Origin of the sequence: Collimonas sp. (assembly GCF_035566555.1) — a bacterium.
Taxonomy (GTDB): Bacteria; Pseudomonadota; Gammaproteobacteria; order Burkholderiales; family Burkholderiaceae_D; genus Collimonas.
Window position 1 is genome coordinate 85,107 of record NZ_DATMRB010000045.1, and the last position, 17,316, is coordinate 102,422.

Annotated in this window: 15 protein-coding genes; 6 read left to right on the top strand and 9 right to left on the bottom strand. The window is 61.7% G+C overall.

Annotation, left to right across the window (positions count from 1 at the left end; translation table 11 throughout):
* Positions 1 to 5: 5 nt before the first annotated feature.
* On the bottom strand, positions 6 to 1,097 hold the full coding sequence (locus VNZ65_RS07185) for a patatin-like phospholipase family protein (RefSeq protein WP_325667467.1): 1,092 nt from the start codon (positions 1,095 to 1,097) through the stop codon (positions 6 to 8).
* Positions 1,098 to 1,146: 49 nt separating this feature from the next.
* On the opposite strand from VNZ65_RS07185, the gene VNZ65_RS07190 reads away from it, so the two are divergent.
* Complete coding sequence (locus VNZ65_RS07190; protein WP_325667470.1) at positions 1,147 to 2,334, top strand: phosphatase PAP2 family protein; 1,188 nt, start codon at positions 1,147 to 1,149, stop codon at positions 2,332 to 2,334.
* On the top strand, positions 2,331 to 2,948 hold the full coding sequence (locus tag VNZ65_RS07195) for a CDP-alcohol phosphatidyltransferase family protein (protein WP_325667472.1): 618 nt from the start codon (positions 2,331 to 2,333) through the stop codon (positions 2,946 to 2,948). The genes VNZ65_RS07190 and VNZ65_RS07195 overlap by 4 nt, the downstream gene beginning before the upstream one ends.
* Here the strand turns inward: VNZ65_RS07195 and VNZ65_RS07200 are convergent.
* The 4 genes from VNZ65_RS07200 to VNZ65_RS07215 all read right to left on the bottom strand — a co-directional run bounded on the left by VNZ65_RS07200 (position 2,899) and on the right by VNZ65_RS07215 (position 6,849).
* Entirely contained in the window at positions 2,899 to 4,692 is a 1,794-nt protein-coding gene (locus VNZ65_RS07200) for a bifunctional alpha/beta hydrolase/class I SAM-dependent methyltransferase (RefSeq protein WP_325667474.1), read from the bottom strand. The genes VNZ65_RS07195 and VNZ65_RS07200 overlap by 50 nt on opposite strands.
* 5 nt (positions 4,693 to 4,697) lie before the next feature.
* The gene (locus tag VNZ65_RS07205; protein WP_325667476.1) at positions 4,698 to 5,597 is read right to left on the bottom strand and encodes a phosphatidate cytidylyltransferase; all 900 of its coding nucleotides are present in this window, start codon (positions 5,595 to 5,597) and stop codon (positions 4,698 to 4,700) included.
* 106 nt (positions 5,598 to 5,703) lie between these two features.
* Positions 5,704 to 6,315 carry a hypothetical protein gene (locus VNZ65_RS07210; RefSeq protein WP_325667478.1) on the bottom strand — a complete coding sequence of 204 codons (612 nt, stop codon included), beginning with the start codon at positions 6,313 to 6,315 and terminating at the stop codon, positions 5,704 to 5,706.
* 90 nt (positions 6,316 to 6,405) lie between these two features.
* Entirely contained in the window at positions 6,406 to 6,849 is a 444-nt protein-coding gene (locus tag VNZ65_RS07215) for a CHRD domain-containing protein (protein ID WP_325667480.1), read from the bottom strand.
* Between the two features lie 156 nt (positions 6,850 to 7,005).
* Here VNZ65_RS07215 and VNZ65_RS07220 point away from each other — a divergent pair, with 156 nt between their 5' ends.
* The 4 genes from VNZ65_RS07220 (at position 7,006) to VNZ65_RS07235 (ending at position 12,035) form a co-directional block, all read left to right on the top strand.
* Positions 7,006 to 7,284, top strand: coding sequence for a zinc ribbon domain-containing protein (locus tag VNZ65_RS07220; protein ID WP_325667482.1), 279 nt, complete (start codon positions 7,006 to 7,008; stop codon positions 7,282 to 7,284).
* Between the two features lie 40 nt (positions 7,285 to 7,324).
* Complete coding sequence (locus tag VNZ65_RS07225; RefSeq protein ID WP_325667484.1) at positions 7,325 to 8,275, top strand: cation diffusion facilitator family transporter; 951 nt, start codon at positions 7,325 to 7,327, stop codon at positions 8,273 to 8,275.
* A 316-nt stretch (positions 8,276 to 8,591) separates the two neighbouring features.
* Positions 8,592 to 10,784 (top strand): TonB-dependent siderophore receptor, encoded by a 2,193-nt coding sequence (locus VNZ65_RS07230; protein WP_325667486.1) that lies wholly within the window; start codon positions 8,592 to 8,594, stop codon positions 10,782 to 10,784.
* 15 nt (positions 10,785 to 10,799) lie between these two features.
* Entirely contained in the window at positions 10,800 to 12,035 is a 1,236-nt protein-coding gene (locus VNZ65_RS07235; protein WP_325667552.1) for a PepSY-associated TM helix domain-containing protein, read from the top strand.
* A 46-nt stretch (positions 12,036 to 12,081) separates the two neighbouring features.
* Here the strand turns inward: VNZ65_RS07235 and VNZ65_RS07240 are convergent, their stop codons facing one another.
* The 4 genes from VNZ65_RS07240 to VNZ65_RS07255 form a co-directional block, all read right to left on the bottom strand.
* Positions 12,082 to 13,095, bottom strand: coding sequence for a GGDEF domain-containing response regulator (locus VNZ65_RS07240; RefSeq protein WP_325667488.1), 1,014 nt, complete (start codon positions 13,093 to 13,095; stop codon positions 12,082 to 12,084).
* 42 nt (positions 13,096 to 13,137) lie between these two features.
* Positions 13,138 to 14,196: a chemotaxis response regulator protein-glutamate methylesterase gene (locus tag VNZ65_RS07245; RefSeq protein WP_325667490.1), complete on the bottom strand. Its 1,059-nt coding sequence runs from the start codon at positions 14,194 to 14,196 to the stop codon at positions 13,138 to 13,140.
* A gap of 137 nt (positions 14,197 to 14,333) precedes the next feature.
* The gene (locus VNZ65_RS07250) at positions 14,334 to 16,616 is read right to left on the bottom strand and encodes a hybrid sensor histidine kinase/response regulator (protein ID WP_325667492.1); all 2,283 of its coding nucleotides are present in this window, start codon (positions 16,614 to 16,616) and stop codon (positions 14,334 to 14,336) included.
* Complete coding sequence (locus tag VNZ65_RS07255) at positions 16,613 to 17,314, bottom strand: chemotaxis protein CheW (protein ID WP_325667494.1); 702 nt, start codon at positions 17,312 to 17,314, stop codon at positions 16,613 to 16,615. Before VNZ65_RS07255 ends, VNZ65_RS07250 begins: the two co-directional genes overlap by 4 nt.
* Positions 17,315 to 17,316 lie beyond the last annotated feature (2 nt).

The window sequence follows — 17,316 nt, forward strand, 5'->3', positions numbered from 1 at the left end:
GATCCTCACGCGCTGCCCCGGTTATGCTTGGTGGCGTTGCGCATGTGCTGCTTGTGGTTGGCCTCGGGCTTGGCAAAGGCTTCCAGTCCGCGCTGGTAGCCGTATTGCCATTGCTCTTCCACATGCGCCAGATAGGTTTCGTAGCGCGCCGGCATCAACAGGCGGAAGCGGTTCCTGGTCCAGGAAATCTTCTTTTGCATGCCGCGTTTCTGGAACACCTGCTCGACATCGGAAGCGTCAATCCAGACATCGGCAAACTGGCCGTGCACGTGGCGCAGCCGCTGGTTGCCGTCGACCCCCAGCACGGCGCGCCAGGCCGGAATCGCCAGCGCCTGGCTGAATGGCGCTTTCAATTCCATGATGACGCGTTGCGCCAGCCGTTTTGCCAGTTCGATAGGAAACAGATCGACCACGCCGCCGGTATAGTGGCTGGCCTGATGCGTGTGACAGCGGAAATAGAACATGTCTGATATGGAAATCCGCACCGCGTCGCCGATCGGCATGCTGGTGTCGGTCAGCAATTCCGGCGCGATGGCGTTGTCGCCCCACTGCGGCGCGCTCAGCGGCGAGGACATGCCGGCCAGCAGCGCGGCGGTGCGGGCGTCGCCGAACACGGTCTCGGCGAACAGCTTGCGCTGCTTGCGCGGCTGGCCGACCTGGTCTTTGGAAAACAGCATTTTGCCGCCGACGATCGCTACTGCAACCGCGGGGTCGGATTGCGGCCTGGGCAACGGCAGCTGGGCCGGGATGTCGAAGAAATAGTCGCCGAACAGATCGGGAATGACATGCGCGCGCTTTGCCGTCAGGCCACGCTTGACGGCGTGCGCGAACGAGCGGCCGATGGCGGCCTTCGGCGTCGATTGCAAGCCGCACAGGAACTGGTACATGGCAGGCGAGCTGATCCAGGCCTTGCGCTGGGCATCGTCAGGCAGCGCCTGGATCACCGCGGCAGCGATGGCGCCGCCGCAGCTGGCCAGCAGCAGGTCCGGCTTGTTGCCGCTGTCGACGGCAGCGGCGTACATGCCGAGATAGTAGCCGAAGCGAAAGCCGCCGCCGGCCATCACCATGCAACATTGATATTTTTCGGTTTGCGTCATGAGCTAGAATAATGCACTAATTTCACCCTTGGTCATAAGGACCTATCTGATGGTAGCAGCCGCAGCGATCACCTGGCAGATGCGTGGGCGCCACTTTATCATCAATTTCCTGGTCTTCGCCTTGTGCTATCCGCTAGCCAACCTGCTGGCGGCGCATAGCAACATCACGCGCAACGTCGCATTGCCGTTTGAAAGCGCGCTGCCGTTCGTGCCATGGATGATTATTCCTTATCTGAGTTCGGGAATCTTCTTTGCCGCCAGTTTCGCCTGGGTGCGTACGGCCGACGATCTGCGCGTGCTCAGCCAGCGCCTGCTGCTGGCGACCGTGGTGGCGACCCTGGCGTTCGCCATCTATCCGCTGCAGTTCAGCATGGCGCGGCCGGCGGTCGGCAACCCGCTGTTTACCGCCTTGTTTGAATTCCTGTCCGTGGTAGACCGGCCGTATAACCAGCTGCCCTCGCTGCACGTCGCGTTCTGCTTCATCTTCTGGCGCGCGTTGCAGACATCGTTTGTGCCGGCGCTGACGCGTATCCTGCTGACGGCATGGCTGGCGCTGGTGGCGATCGCCACCGTGTTTACCTATCAGCATCAATTCCTGGATGTGGTCGCCGGCCTGATGCTGGGGCTGGCGGCAACGCTGCTGGTGCGTCACGGCAGGACGCAAGCCAACGTGGCGCTGTATTATCTGCTGGCCGCGGGCATCACGCTGCTGGTTGGCGTGCTGGCCTTGCACAGCACGCTTGCCATGTATCTGACTGCCAGCCTGCTGCTGGTCAGCCTCGCCTACGCCAGGCCGGACCGCTTCTTTCTACATAAACGGCAAGGCCGTTATCCGCTCTGGATCTGGCTGTTATATGCGCCATACCTGCTCGGCTATTGGCTGACCTGGTGCTGCGTGCGCTGGCGCGAGCGGCAGCGCACGCCATTCATTGAAATCAGCGAGCGGTTGTGGATAGGGCGGCGCCTGACTGCTGCCGAAGCGAAGAAGTTGCCGCCGCAGCCAGTGGTCATCGATCTCGCCAACGAACTCAGCGAAACGCCCGCTTTGCGGAGCGGCGATTACCACTACTTTCCTTTGCTCGACCTGCGCCTGCCGGATGCCGCCATGACCGATGAAATCGTCGAGCTGCTGTTACGGCAAATCGGTGAAGGGCGCTCGGTCTACCTGCATTGCGCGATGGGCTACAGCCGTTGTACATTGATTGCCAAACACTATATGGAAAAAACTGCCAGATGACTTTCTCGATCTATCAGCTCAAGCCAAAATTCCAGCAACTGCTCAGTCCCTTGCTGAAAGGGCTGGTGCGGCTGCGGGTCACGCCGAACCAGATTACGGTGCTGGCGCTGCTGCTGTCGATGGCCTACGGCGTTGCGCTGGCGCTGTTTCCGCAGTGCTTGGGGCTGTGGTACGGCTTGCCGCTATTCCTGTTGCTGCGCATGGGCTTGAACGCTATCGATGGCATGTTGGCCAGCGCCACCGGACAAAAGACCCGTTTGGGTGCGCTCTTGAATGAAATGTGCGATCAGGTTTCGGATGTCGCCCTGTACCTGCCGTTTGCGCTGCTGGCCGGCATTAGTGCGCCGTTGCTGGTCATCGTGCTGATGCTGGCCTTGCTGGCGGAGTTTGCCGGCGTGCTGGCGGCAACCATAGGCGCGCCGCGCCGCTTTGACGGCCCGATGGGGAAGAGCGACCGCGCCTTCGCATTCGGCCTGCTGGCCCTGTTGTCCGCAGCAGGGGCGGCGCCGCATTGGCTGAATGCGGTGCTGCTGCTGATACTGGCGCTGTCGCTGTGGACCGTGGTCAATCGCCTGCGCCAGGCTCTGCGCTTTTCCGCGCCACCGACACCGTAAAAATCCCGGCGATGCCGATCTGGCTGGTGGTCTTCCGGCAGTCGATGCTGGCTACCAGCGCATCCATTTCCGCTTGCGGCCGCGGCCGCATCAGCCACGGCGCGCCGCGATGATTGGTCAGGGTCTGGGCGATCATGTCCAGCTGCGGATGCCAGGGCTGGCCGGTATAGATCAGATGGCCGCCTCTTTTCAGCTGGCGCGCGATGCCTTGCAGGGAGCGCAGCACCATGGCGTTTTCGCTGAACAGCTCATACAGGCCGGAGACGATCACGATGTCATACGGCGGTTCGTCGGACGGATAGCTGGCAGGATCGAAGGCGTCGCGCTGCTGGTATTCGATAGCGCTGCGCAGTTGCAAATGATCGGCCAGTTTCCGCGCCTGCTCCAGGTTATGCGCATCGAAGTCGCGCAAGGTGACTTCGATGGCCTTGTCCTGGAAACGCTTGACGCTCTCCAGTACGTAGCGCCCCGAGCCGGCAGCGACGTCGAGTATGCGCAGCGGCTGCTCGCCTTGATGCTGGATGATCCGCTCGGCCAGCAGCTGTTGCAGCTGCATCTTGCGTTGCCGGATGCCGCGCCAGCCGATGGCGTCCAGATAGCCGCGGTCAATCGTCTTGCCGATCAGCAGGCCGCCGCCGGCCTGGTTGCGGTACACGTAATCGAGCGAAGCGCCTGAATCGAAACCATGCGTTTTGCCGATCGCCATGCCATTGCTGAGCGATCCCAAGGTGCCGAGCATGGCGCGCTGGATGCCATAGAAGGCCTTGCCGATGGCGCTGCTGGTGCTGCCGTTTTGCAGCGCCGCGTACTGGCTGGCGCTATGGCTCTGCAGGTCTGCGTTATGGTAATAGTGCGGCGGCAGTGGATCCAGCAGGAAGCATTCGTGAATGAATTTGCGGCTGGCCTCGATGGCTTCGCTGGTGTCGCGTTCGTAGAAAATCGCGTGGTAGCAGTCCTTCAGCAGGATGTAGCGTTTCAGCGGCGACGACAGCCGTTCGAAGAAAGCTTTCTGCGGCGCCTGCTTGACCACGAAATCCTTTTCCGCCGCCAGCATCAGGATTGGCGTGTCGATGGCGGCGGCGTCCTGCACGATGCGCCTGGCGGTATCCGCCAGATCCAGCAATACGCGCGCCGAAATGCTTTTGGCGATCAGCCTGTCCTGGTCGTAGCTCCTGGCTTGCTCAGGCGAGTGTGTCAGCATCGAAGAGCGGATATAGCTGGTGACGAACAAATCCGGCTTGAAGCAGGTTGCCAGGCGCAGCGCCGGCTTGGCCAGCGGTACATACAGATTGATGTCGAAGGCCGCGGCGGCCATGATCACGCCGCGCACGCGCGGCGCGTAATCGTGCAGCCAGGTCGCCGCGATGACGGCGCCGACGCTGTTGGCGACGATCAGCATGTTTTCCGGCTGGATGCCGTGGCGCAGCTGAATGTGCAGGATGAACGCATTGAAATCCTGTACCAGTATCTCGAAACCCGGGGCATCGCCGCGTTCGCCCGGCGAATGGCCGTGGCCGCGCGCATCCCAGGCAAAAGCCCAGTCTTCTTCGTAGCCGAACTGTTCCACCAGCGGCTGGATCCGCCCGGAGTGCTCGGGGCCGCGATGCAGGAAGACCAGAGCCCGCTTGACGCCGTCGGCACGGCTGATCTTTGGCTCCCATGTACGATAGAACAAACGCGTTTGATCGACGCTGTCGAAGCCGGATTCAATCTGGGTCCATGCAGTGGCGCTCTCAACTTTCATCCTGATCATCCTTGATGTGAAAAGTACATTGCGAAATACAGCAAAGGCGCCGTAACTACCAGGCTGTCGACACGATCCAGAATGCCGCCATGGCCTGGAATCAGACTGGAAAAATCCTTGATGCCCAGAAACCGCTTGGCGGCCGAAAACAACATGTCCCCGGCGAAACCGCCGAGCGACATCAATAATGCCAGGAACAGCAATTGCGGCAGGCCGGCCAGGTGCAGGTAGCTGCCCAGCATCACGGACGCCAGCATGCTGACCAGCATGCCGCCACACAGGCCCTGCCACGTCTTGTTGGGGCTGATGCGGGCAGCGATCGTGTGCTTGCCCAGCGTTTTCCCGGCGATGAACTGGCCGATGTCATTCAACGCCGTCAGCGCAAACAAATAAAACAGCCAGGCGATCCTGGTTTCTTCCGTCAGCGGCAGATGCATCAGCTGGACGATGAAGCTGAGTCCGCAACAGGTCGAGAAAAACAGCAGGAGCAGCAGCTGATCCGTTTGCCGCCGCCACAAGAAATAAGCGAATTGCGCCAGCGTCATCCACGGCAGCAGAAGCAGCGCAAGCTTGGGTTGTTGCCAGCTCAATACGGCGGCCAACGCCAACGTCGCCGTGCAGCGAAACAAGAATAGCCCGCGTGAACTGCGGCAGTACCGTGTCAGTTCACGCAGTGCCAGGACGCAAATCAGGAGCGCAAGCAAAGCGGGACCGGCCGGGTAGAACAGCAGGCCGAGGCTGACTAAAGGGAAGATCAGCCACCAGGCATTGATCTGCAGGCGCAGCTGGCTGTGCGCCGCCGCCCTGGTTTTGTAGGCGGCGCCCAAGGACGCCATCGCCAGCATCAGGTACAGGATCAGCATGGCGGAGACTGTGGAAGAACCGACGACCAGCGATGAAAGCACGGGAGCCCTTGTTGTCGAGTAGTGCGGTATCAGGAGTATATGCCGGGCGCTTGCTTTATTGTCATTATATTGTTGCCGGCTGCGCATGCTCCGCTGTACATATGCGTTAGCAATGCGCCCAGAACATCCTGGTTTGCAGATCGTCGCGTTCGCGCCGCATGCGGTCGTGCACATAGTGCAGCTGGCGGCGGTGCAGCATGCCGTTCAGCCACTCGTAGCGGCGTCCCAGGGCAGGGCAGTCGACCGTCGGTTCCGTGCCGATGGAGGTGACCGGTTCGATCACGCCTCCCGCCGGCGCCGCTTGCGCCAGCGCCGGCGGCGGCTGGCGGAAAGTCTTTTCAACAGTGGCGCGGTCGTAGCCGGGAATCACGGCGTTATCGGTAATCTGCAGCGGCTTGACCTTGCTGCCTTGAGGGCAGCCTTTGTCGGTGTAGACGATCTTGCCGTCGACAATGCATTTGGCGATGGTGTTGCCGGCTTCAGCCGGCGGCGCGGCAGCCATCGGCGGTGAACTGGCGACCGGCGGCGTCAGCGCTTGCGCAGGCGCTGCCGGAGCGGTCGCCTGCACAAGCGGCTTGGCAGTGTCGGCTGCCTGGGCATGCACGGCTGGGGGCTTGCCGCCAGCAGGCTTGTTTGTGCGGTCGATCGCATACAAGGCGGCGCTGGCCAAGGCGATCGCAAACAGGAATGCGGCAAAAATCCTGAGGGTTGGATGCATAGGCGGGTTTAAAAAATGATGTGGATTGCGCTTGCTGCCGCATGTCGCAGGCAGCAAGCGCACGGCCGCTAGAGCGCCAGGAAGGCTGGATCAGGGCAGTATCTGGCCGCGGATTTCGCCGCCGGGATTGCTGGCGCTATGGACGTTGACGTAGAGCTTGCCGGCCAGGTAGCTGGCGTACTGGGCATCGGTGAACTTGGTGCCGGCCGGGACTTCCCAGGTGTCATCGCCGACCTTGGTCAGGGGCACCAGCACCGGACCGTTCACGCCAAGCGCGCCTTCGTGGATGTGGGCCATCTTTCCCTGGATGCCGCGAGTGTTGATGGTGCCGCTGACGGTTTTATCCGAGGCGATCTTGATGGTTGCGCTGCCGCTCGCCGCCGAGTTGGTGGGCGGGACTTCATGGGCGCCGTCCAGTGTCACTTCGCTGATATGGTTTTGGTCCATCGACATGCTTGAACATGCTCCCAGCAGCAAAGCCAGGGTGAGAGAAGCGAACAACGATAGCCCTACTTTTTTAAGCAGCTTAGTCATTTTTTTTCCTTGGTTTTGTTTAGGGAGAAGCAAGTATTAGTTTAGTCCGCTTTTGGCCCAGTGAAATATTTTATGTATCTGCTTGACCTTGAAGTAACTACAGGGTTTTTAATGGAGTCATGTCAATTCGGCATCCTAAGCGTGAAGGAGCATCAAATGAGTTTTCTCAAGAATCTGCTGAACATGGGGCATCACGGCGGCGGTAATAACGCGCAGCAGCAGCGCAGCAAGCATCACGGCGGCAGCCGCCAGAACGACTGGGAAAATGTCCCGGCCAATCAAATTAATTGCCTCGGTTGCAATTCAGGCAATCCGGCCGGCGCCCGTTTTTGCCAGCAATGCGGCAATCCGCTGCAGCCGAAAAACTGCAGCGCTTGCGGCGCCGCGAAACTGGCCGGGGCGAAATTCTGCGCCAATTGCGGTAGCCAGCAATAACGCTGTACATTACATCAACGCAACTTCAAGGACGGTATCCATGAGTGCAGGCCATACACATGCTTTACCCAGCGCCGGCAATGAGAGATATATCTGGATTGCGCTCGGCCTGACTTCGACCTTCCTGGTGGTCGAGGTGATCGGCGGACTGGTCACCGGCAGCCTGGCGCTGATATCCGATGCCGCCCACATGCTGACCGACACCATGGCGCTGGCGATCGCACTGGCGGCGATCCGCATCGCCAAACGAGCGGCCGACGCGCGCCGCACCTTTGGCTATCATCGCTTCGAGATCCTGGCGGCGGCGTTCAATGCCGTGCTGCTGTTCCTGGTGGCGATCTACATCCTTTATGAAGCCTACCAGCGCTTCCGCAACCCGGCCGAGATCCAGTCCACCGGCATGCTGGTGATCGCCACCATCGGCCTGATCGTCAACCTGATCAGCATGCGCCTGCTGAGCAGCGGCAAGGATGCCAGCCTCAACGTCAAAGGCGCCTACCTGGAAGTCTGGAGCGACATGCTGGGTTCGCTCGGCGTGATCGCCGGCGCCTTGCTGATCCGTTATACCGGCTGGACCTGGGTCGATTCGGCGATTGCGGTGCTGATCGGGGTGTGGGTGCTGCCGCGTACCTGGATACTGCTGAAGGAAAGCATCAATATCCTGCTGGAAGGCGTGCCTGAAGGCATGGACATAGAAAAAGTGCAGGCGGCGATGCGCGCCGTGCCGGGCGTGCTGAGCGTGCACGATTTTCACTTGTGGGCGGTCACCAGCGGCAAGGCCAGCCTGACGGCGCACGTGGTCTACGATGCGGCGTATTCGGCAGAGCAGCAGTTGCTGCCGGCGCTCAAGGAAATCCTGGCGTCGCAGTTTGCGGTGTATCACACCACCTTGCAGTTCGAGACCCTGCCTTGCGCCCACACCGAGGATGGCTGCAACTATAGTGCGCCGGCGCATTCGCACGACGAATCCGAGGCGCACGTCCACGGCTAGCGCCACCTTTTTCCCTTGCAGCGGATGCGCACTGGTCAGTGCGCATTTTTTTGCGTTAAGGCCATGACCATGCGGCTGCGATGGCTTCTTTAGAAATTGATTGATAATAGCAATCATTCGCATTATTATTCTGTTTTTCAAAGATACTCCCTTTTGCCGCCCATTTCCCTTGCAAGCCGGATGTTCGTATCCGCGGCTGTTCTCAGCTGCGGCGGCAAGCCATGGACGGGAGCGTGCGAGGAAGTTTCCAAAGCGGTGTCTGCTTTCAAAAAAATATAAATAGCGCTTAACGATAGATAGTCTCGGGGAATACAGAATGACAACCAACACCACGGCGTGCACTACGCCTGTGCCTGCTTTTTCATCTAAATCGCGCAATCCGCCAGTCTTGCGCGCCATGAGCCTGGCGGTGGCGCTGACCTGGTCGGCAGCCACGCCGCAACTAGCGCTGGCGCAGCAGGCGGCGGCAGCCGCCGATGATGCGGCATTGCCGGAAGTGGTGGTGACGGCCGGCAGCGACCGCCAGAAGCCGAGCGAGAAAACCGGCAGCTACACCGTGCGCAACAGTAATTCGGCGACCAGGATGGACATGTCGCTGCGCGAAACGCCGCAGTCGGTGTCGGTGGTCACGCGCGCCAAGATGGACGATTTCAAGCTCGACAGCGTCGACCAGGTGCTGGCCGGCACCACCGGCGTCACCGTCGAGAAGGTGGAAACCAACCGCACCTATTTCACCGCGCGCGGCTTCGATATCACTAATTTCCAGTACGACGGCGTCGGTATCCCGCTGACTTTCGGCCTGCAGAACGGCGACCTGGATACCGCCATCTATGACCGTGTAGAGATAGTGCGCGGCGCCAACGGCCTGACTTCTTCTACCGGCAATCCATCGGCCACGGTCAATTTCGTGCGCAAGCGCCCGACTTACGATTTCCAGGCAGCTACCGGCATCAGCTATGGCTCCTGGAACACGCGCCGCATCGACGCCGACGTCTCCGGCGCGCTCAACAGCGCCGGCACCGTGGCGGCGCGGGTGGTGGCGGCGCACGAGGATGGCAACTCCTACCTGGACCGCTACCAGCCGAGCAAGGATATCTTTTACGGCGTGATTGAAGCAAACCTCAGCAGCGATACCTTGCTGACCCTGAGCTACAGCTATCAAAAGAACGACGGCAAGGGGGCGATATGGGGCGCCTTGCCGCTGTATTACAGCGACGGTTCGCCGACCGACTACGGCAGGGGCACCAGCACCGCGGCAAACTGGTCGCGCTGGAATTCCGAGGAACAGCGCGCGTTCATCGAATTGAATCATCATTTCGACAATGACTGGCAATGGAAGACCACGCTCAGCCATAACAAGCTGACTACCGACGGCAAATTGTTCTATGTCTACGGCACGCCGGACCGCACGACCGGTACCGGATTGTTCAGCTATCCGTCGCTCTACAACTCCGACAACCAGCAGACCGTGATCGACAGCTACCTCAGCGGCAAGTACATGCTGGGCGGCCGCCAGCATGACCTGACCGTCGGCGCCAGCTGGTCGCGCGCGACGCTCAATGACATATCGCATTACGGCCAGGGCATAGGTACGCCGCTGACGGCCAGCGGAGCGTTTGACGGCAGTTATCCGGAGCCGGCCTTCGATGCGTCGACTGACGGCAGCAGCTACACCGACAAGCGCAAGACCGCGTACGGCGCCACGCGCCTGAACCTAGCCGATGATCTCAAGCTGCTGCTGGGCGCTAATTACACGAGTTCCGATACTACCGGCATCGCTTACGGCGTCAGCCGCCAGAGCAGCGCCAGCAAGGCCACGCCGTATGCGGGCCTGGTGTACGACCTCGGCAAGAATGTATCGGCCTACGCCAGCTACACCGAGATTTTCAATCCGCAATACCAGACGGACAGCAGCGGCGCGACCTTGAAGCCGCTGGAAGGCAAGAGCTATGAACTGGGCTTGAAGAGCGAATTCTTCAACAAGAAGCTGAATGCGTCGGCGGCGCTGTTCCGGGTTGAACAAAGCAATGCGGCGGAGCAGGCGGGTTATATCGGCGCCAAGGCTTACTACCGTGGCATCCAGGCGCATTCGGAAGGGTTGGAACTGGATCTTTCCGGCGAGCTGGCGCAAGGCTTGCAGGCCAGCCTCGGTTATACGATCATGACGATCAAGGATGCGGATGGCAATTCGGCCAGGAATTACGTACCGAAAAAATTGCTGCGCATGGCGCTGACTTACCAGGTCCCGCAGGTCGAGAAGCTGCGCGTCGGCGCCAGCGTCAACTGGCAAGGCAAGACCAGCCAGCTGCAGACGCCAGCCATTACCACCGTGCAGGAAGGCTATGCCTTGCTGAACCTGATGGCGCGCTACGATATCAGCAGGCAGCTGAGCGTCATTGCCAACCTCAACAACGTCACCAACAAGAAATACATCCAGAGCCTGTACGCCTCGCAAGGCTATTACGGCGCGCCGATCAACGGCAGCCTTGCGCTCAACTGGAAATATTAAGAGCACATCATGGTCTTGCGTCCTCTTCTGGTACTGCTGCACCGCTGGTTCGGCCTGGCGGCTGCGGTGTTCCTGTTCATTGCCGGCGCTACCGGCGCCGTCATTTCCTGGGATCACGAGCTGGATGCCTGGCTCAATCCGCAGCTATTCCATGCCCGCAGCGCTGACCGGCCGGCGCCGGGCCAGCTCCTTCCAGGCCTGGAGCTGGCGAACCGGGTGGAGGCCCAGGACCCGCGCTTGCGTGTCACTTACGTGATGACAGAAAGCGAAGCGGGGCATACCAGCAGCATGATGGTGGAAGGGCGCGTCAATCCAGCCACCGGCCAGCCTTACGACCTGGGTTTCAACCAGCTCGCGGTCGATCCCGTCACGGCTGAAATACAGGGCAGGCGCATGTGGGGCGCCATCTCGCTCAGCCGCGAGAACCTGCTGCCGTTCCTGTACAAGCTGCACTACACCATGCATCTGCCCGAGGTCGGCGGCATTGAGCTCGGCACCTGGCTGATGGGCATCATCGGCATCGTCTGGACGCTGGACTGCTTTATCGCCCTGTGGCTGTCGTTTCCGAACTGGCGCAGCTGGCGCAAGTCTTTCGCGTTCCGCTGGCGCCAGGGCGGCCACAAATTGAACTTCGATCTGCATCGTTCTGGCGGCGTCTGGCTTTGGGGATTGCTGCTGGTGCTGGCGGTGACCTCGGTTTCCATGAATCTGTATAACCCGGTCATGCGGCCCATCGTGCAAACCTTCTCGACGCTGACGCCGGATCCGTTCGACAGCCGCAAGCCGGTCGCGCCTGCGTTGGCGGCCAAGACAGAGCCAGGGGTCAGCCGTGAGCGGGTGGCGCAGCTGGCTCGCGAGGACGGCCAGCGCCGCGGCTGGAGCGTGCCGGTCGGCGGCGTGTTTTATTCTTCGGCCTTCGGATTGTACGGCGTCGGCTTTTTCGAGGCTGGCAACGACCACGGCGATGCCGGTCTGGGCAACAGCTGGCTGTATTACGACGCCGGCGACGGCCATGCGGCTGGCGCAAAAATTCCCGGCAGCGGCAGCGCCGGCGACATTTTCATGCAAGCACAGTTTCCCTTGCATTCAGGACGCATCCTTGGCCTTACCGGACGCATCCTGATTTCGCTGATGGGAGCGGCGGTGGCAATCCTGAGCGTGACCGGCGTGATCATCTGGGCCCGCAAGCGGCGCGCCCGCGCACTGGCTGCGCGCCAGACGGCTGCGGCCGGGCGGGCCCGAACCGCCTGAGGCAAGCAGTGCCTGGATTGCAGATCCAGGCGCTGTCTTGGCCCGTTTACTCCTGAGCGATCTCAACCCGGTTCTTGCCGCCGCGCTTGGCGCGATACAGAGCCTGGTCGGCGGCTTCCACCAGTTTTTCCTGCGAACTGCCGCGCTGCGGCACGATGCTGGCGCCGCCGATGCTGATGGTGACGCGGGCGTCGTTGTTGGAGGTGACATGCGCAATGCCTAAAGCGTGCACCGCCGCCTGCAGCTTGTCGGCCTGGGTCTCCATGTGTTCGCGCGACATCGACGGCAGCACCAGCACAAACTCTTCGCCGCCGATGCGCGCCGCCAGGTCGGTCGGACGCCGGGCAAAAACGCCTATGCTTTCCGCCACCTGCTTGAGGGCGGTATCGCCCGCCAGATGGCCGTAGGTGTCGTTGTAGAGCTTGAAATCGTCGACATCGATCATCAGCAGCGAGAGCGGACTTTGCTCGCGTTCGGCACGCTTCCATTCGGCGCTGAAATACTCGTCGAAATAGCGGCGGTTGGCGAGCCCGGTGAGGCCGTCGGAATTGGTCAGGCGCTGCAGCTCCAGATTGGTTTCCAGCAGCTGCTGCTGGCTCTGCCGCAGCGCGCGGTAGGCTTCATCACGCTGCAGCAGATTGACGTAGGAGCGCGAATGATAGCGGATGCGCGCCACCAGTTCGATGGTGTCGGGCAGCTTCACCAGATAGTCGTTGGCGCCGGCGGTGAAGGCCGCGCTCTTGACCGCCGGGTCTTCGCGGGTCGACAGCACGATGATGGGGACGTTGCGGGTGGCCGGGTTGGCGCGGTACTGGCGCACCAGGGTCAGGCCGTCGATGCCGGGCATGACCAGGTCCTGCAGGATCACAGTCGGCCGGGTTCTTTGCGCCGCCTCGATGGCTTCGTCGGGATGGGCGCAGTAGTGGAAATCGATGTTGATCTGGTTGGCCAGCGCGCGCCGCACGGCTTCGCCCACCATGGCCTGGTCGTCGACCAGCAGCACCATCACCGGATAGTCGTCTGGCGGCTGGTCGCTGTCGAGATTTAATTCTGTATGCATGGCTTGCTCCATATCTGAACTCAGTGCTGCTATTGTTTGTCGCTATTGTTTGCTGATCAGACTGACCAGCTTATCTGCAATCCGGTTCACCGGCAGGATGGCGTCGGCGGCATTCATCTGCGCCGCTGCCTTCGGCATGCCATATACTGCGCTCGAATCGCGGTCCTGGGCAATCGTGTAATAACCCTTGTCGCGCATGGCTTTCAAGCCCAGCGCGCCATCGCGGCCCATGCCGGTCAGCAGGATGCCGATCGCCTTGCCGGCCCAGGTTTCCACCACGCTCTGGAAAAATACATCGATCGAGGGCCGGTAGGGATAGCCGCTGGGCTGCTCGGTGTAACCCAGCTGAAACGGCCGGGTCAGGCGCAAATGGTCGTCGGTGCCGGCCAATAATACGGTGCCGGGGGTCGGGCTGTCTCCCGCCAGCGCCAGCCGCACCGGCAATGTCGACTGGCCGCCCAGCCAGTCGGCCATGCCGGCCGCGAACTGGGCGTCGACATGCTGCACCACCACCAGCGCCGCCGGAAAATCCGCCGGCAGTTGCGAGAGCAGGGTTGCCAGCGCCGCCGGCCCGCCGGCGGAAGCGCCGATGGCCACCAGGTACTTGGAATTCGGCGCCTGTGGCGACGACTTGCGCGGCGTCGCCATGGCCGGGGCTGGCGCCGGTTTCTCGGGGACGGCCGTTGTCTCGGGCGCCGCCTGCCGTTGATTGATCAGTTTTTCGATCGAATCGATCTTCGCCAGCAAGGAATTGACGCCGTTGCGCGGGTGGCTGGCGAGCGAGCTCGGGGTGTCGATCGCATCCAGCGCGCCATAGGCCATGGCGTCGTATACCGCCGAGACGTTGGCGCCGACGTCGCCGGTGACCACCAGGATCGCGCACGGCGTATGGGCCATGATGTGGCGCGTGGCGCCGACGCCGTCCAGCACCGGCATGATCAGGTCCATCAGGATCAGGTCCGGTACTTGCCAGGCGCATAATTCGATGGCGCGCTTGCCATCCTCCGCAATCCAGATGATTTCGTGGTCCTGGCGCAGCGCCAGCGTGCGGCGCAATGCTTCGACCGCAATCGGGGCATCGTTGACGATACCTATTTTCATTATCCAGGATTCCTTTGCTAGAAACGTGCGTCATCACGGCAGTAGGGCTTGCTACTCATCAGGTAACAATGAATGACTGAAAATATACACGCGTTCATCAGGTTCTTTGGAGAAAAATAGGCACTCAATGCTGAAAACTAGGAATCATGCGCCGCGCCGATCAGGTCCTCAACCGCCTCCAGCAAGGTCTCGTCGTGGAAACTGGCCTTGGCCAGATAGTAGTCGGCGCCGGCTTCCAGGCCGCGCTGGCGATCTTCGGGGCGGTCCTTGTAGGAGACGATCATCACCGGAATCGCTTTGAGCTGCAGGTTGCTTTTGATCAATGTTACCAACTCGATGCCGTCCATGCGCGGCATGTCGATATCGGTGATCACCAGGTCGAACGGTTCGCTGCGCAAGGCGTTCCAGCCGTCCATGCCATCCACCGCGATCCTGACCGTATAGCCGCGGCTGCTGAGCAGCTTGCGTTCCAGTTCGCGCACCGTGAGCGAGTCGTCCACCACCAGCACCCGCTTGCTGGCCTGCAGCTGCAGCTGGCTGCCGCCTTCGTGGATCTTGTCGAGCTGGCCGTGGGCGATCAGCTTGTCGACCGAATGCAGCATGTCCTCGACATCCAGTATCAAGACCGGCGTACCGTCTTCCATCAGTGCCGCCGCCGCCACATCCTTGATCTTGCCCAGCCGTGTATCCAGCGGCTGCACCACCAGCATGTGCTCGCCCAGCAGGCGGTCGACCTGCAAACCGTAAGTCTGGTGCATGTCGCCAATCACCACCAGCGCGATGCCGTCGTCGCTGGCGGCGCTCTCCTTGCTTTGCAAGATCTGGCTGGCCGCCACCAGGCCGATCTGCCTTGCTTCAAAAGCGAAGTGCTGACGGCCTTCCAGCATTTCGATCTGCTCCTGGTCCAGCACCATGGTGCGGTTCACATATGCCAGCGGGAAGGCGTAGGGTTCGCCGCCGATGCTGACCAGCAGGCTGCGCACCAGCGACAGGGTCAGCGGCAGCTGCAGCTGGAAGCGCATGCCGCGGCCGCTCTCGCTGAAAATCTGAATGGTCCCGCGCATGCGCTTGAGCATGTTGTGCACTACATCCAGGCCGACCCCGCGCCCGGAGATTTCGGTGACCGTATCGCGCATGCTGAAACCGGGCAGCAGCAGAAAGTGCAAGAGCTCGGCATCGCTCAGGCGCGCCGAGGTGGCGTTGTCGACCAGGCCGCGCGCCACGACGGCGGCGCGCAGTTGTTCCAGGTCGATGCCGTTGCCGTCGTCGCTGACGGTAATCTGCAGCAGGCCGGCGTGATGGCGCGCAGTCAGTCCGATCACGCCTTCTTCGTCCTTGCCGGCGGCGCGCCGCTGCGGCGCTGCTTCGATGCCGTGATCAAGCGCATTGCGCAGCAAATGCACCAGCGGCGCCTCCAGCTGCTCCAGGATATCGCGGTCGACCTGGGTGGCCTCGCCGCTGATTGCCAGCCTGACCTGTTTGCCGAGGCTGCGTCCGAGGTCGCGCACCATGCGGTCGTAGCCCGCCACGCGATCGGCGAACGGCCGCATGCGGGAGGCCAGCGCCTGGTCGTACAGCCGCTGGGCGCGGCTGCTGTTGCGACGTTCGAAGGATTCCAGTTCCGCCAGCCGTTCCGCCAGCATTTTCTGGCAAGCGTCAAGCTGTTGCCGGGAATCCTGCAAGGCTGCGAACTGGGCCGAGGCGACGCCGTTTTCGCGCAGCGCTTCGTGCAATGTCTCGTGCAAGGTTTCCAGAGCTTGCGCGGCGCCGTGCTGCAGGCGTTTGAGGCGCAGCAGGGACTCGTTGAAGGCCGGCAGCCAGCGCGATTCCACCAGCGATTCGCCGGACAGGCTGACCAGCTGGTTCAGGTGCGCGGCGGTGACCCGCAACATGCGGTCGGCGTTCTCGGCTTTGTCTTGCTGAAAATCGCCGGCCGGCAGCAATTCGCTGACCACCGCTGCTGGCATGGTCGGATTGGCCGTGGGAACTTGTGTGTCGCGGGCGTCGTCGTCGGCTTGCAGCAGGCTGTTGTGCAAGCCTTGCAGAAAGCTGTCGATTTCCTTGCGGCCGTCGCCGGCCTGCCACAACTGCAGGTCTTCCGCGCTCTTTGCAATCCGCTGCAGCAGGTCGACCCCATGCAGCAACTGGTCGATGCGGCGCGGTCCGAGCTGGATTTTGCCTTGTTGCGCCGAAACGAAACAGTCTTCCATCACGTGCGTGACATCGACGCCAGCCTGTATGCCGACAATCCGCGCCGCGCCCTTGATTGAATGGGCCGCGCGCATGCAGGCTTCCAGATCCTGCGGCGAGGCGCTGCGTTCGATCGCCAGCAGGCCGCTGCTCATCACCTGCGCCTGGGTTTCCACTTCCTGCCGGAACAGGTCCAGCATCGAGGCGTCGCGCATGTCGTCGGCGTTCATGCCAGGCTCCGATCCAGCGTGTGAAACAGCAGTTCCTGGTCCAGCAAGCCGACGCTGTGGCCATTCCATTGGACCACGGCGCTGGTGAAATGCCCGGCGGCGCGGGTCAGCGTGGTCGGCACCGGCTGCTGTTCGGAAAGGGCGACGCGCAAAGTGCCATGCACCTCATCGGCAGGAAAGGCGGTTGCCTGGCCGTTGCGCCTGACGATCAGCATGCGCCCCAGCAGTTCCTGGCGGCCTGCGGTCTTGGCGCTGGCGGCAATGCCGAGCATCGCCGCCAGTGAAATACAGGTGACCAGGGCGCCGCGAATATTGGTAATGCCCAGCACCACGGCATTCTTGCGATGGGGCAGGCTATGGATGCCGCGCAGCTCTGTGATTTCTTCGAGCAGGGCGGTCGGCAATGCAAGCCATTCTTCGCCGATACGAAACAGCAGCCACGAACTGAGGCCGGCGCCTTGTTCCTGCGCCGGTTCGGCCTGCTCGCTCCAGCCGTCGGCCATCTGCTCCACCTGCAAGCGATCCAGCAACTCCGCGGCGGCGCGCGCGTGTACCGGGCAGTTGCGGCAATCGATATGCTGCGCCAGTCTTTCGCAGGAAGCGTCGCCGCGCACGCCGATACGGTTCCAGCAATCGTCGATCACTTGCATGGCCGTATTGCCGGCATCGCTGGCAGGCTGCTTCATCACATCGCTCATGA

What these genes read in the sequence shown, in the direction of transcription:
- VNZ65_RS07185 (WP_325667467.1), bottom strand. Translation starts at nt 1,097, where the DNA reads ATGACGCAAACCGAAAAATATCAATGTTGCATGGTGATGGCCGGCGGC.
- VNZ65_RS07190 (WP_325667470.1), top strand. Translation starts at nt 1,147, where the DNA reads ATGGTAGCAGCCGCAGCGATCACCTGGCAGATGCGTGGGCGCCACTTT.
- VNZ65_RS07195 (WP_325667472.1), top strand. Translation starts at nt 2,331, where the DNA reads ATGACTTTCTCGATCTATCAGCTCAAGCCAAAATTCCAGCAACTGCTC.
- VNZ65_RS07200 (WP_325667474.1), bottom strand. Translation starts at nt 4,692, where the DNA reads ATGAAAGTTGAGAGCGCCACTGCATGGACCCAGATTGAATCCGGCTTC.
- VNZ65_RS07210 (WP_325667478.1), bottom strand. Translation starts at nt 6,315, where the DNA reads ATGCATCCAACCCTCAGGATTTTTGCCGCATTCCTGTTTGCGATCGCC.
- VNZ65_RS07215 (WP_325667480.1), bottom strand. Translation starts at nt 6,849, where the DNA reads ATGACTAAGCTGCTTAAAAAAGTAGGGCTATCGTTGTTCGCTTCTCTC.
- VNZ65_RS07220 (WP_325667482.1), top strand. Translation starts at nt 7,006, where the DNA reads ATGAGTTTTCTCAAGAATCTGCTGAACATGGGGCATCACGGCGGCGGT.
- VNZ65_RS07225 (WP_325667484.1), top strand. Translation starts at nt 7,325, where the DNA reads ATGAGTGCAGGCCATACACATGCTTTACCCAGCGCCGGCAATGAGAGA.
- VNZ65_RS07230 (WP_325667486.1), top strand. Translation starts at nt 8,592, where the DNA reads ATGACAACCAACACCACGGCGTGCACTACGCCTGTGCCTGCTTTTTCA.
- VNZ65_RS07240 (WP_325667488.1), bottom strand. Translation starts at nt 13,095, where the DNA reads ATGCATACAGAATTAAATCTCGACAGCGACCAGCCGCCAGACGACTAT.
- VNZ65_RS07245 (WP_325667490.1), bottom strand. Translation starts at nt 14,196, where the DNA reads ATGAAAATAGGTATCGTCAACGATGCCCCGATTGCGGTCGAAGCATTG.
- VNZ65_RS07250 (WP_325667492.1), bottom strand. Translation starts at nt 16,616, where the DNA reads ATGAACGCCGACGACATGCGCGACGCCTCGATGCTGGACCTGTTCCGG.
- VNZ65_RS07255 (WP_325667494.1), bottom strand. Translation starts at nt 17,314, where the DNA reads ATGAGCGATGTGATGAAGCAGCCTGCCAGCGATGCCGGCAATACGGCC.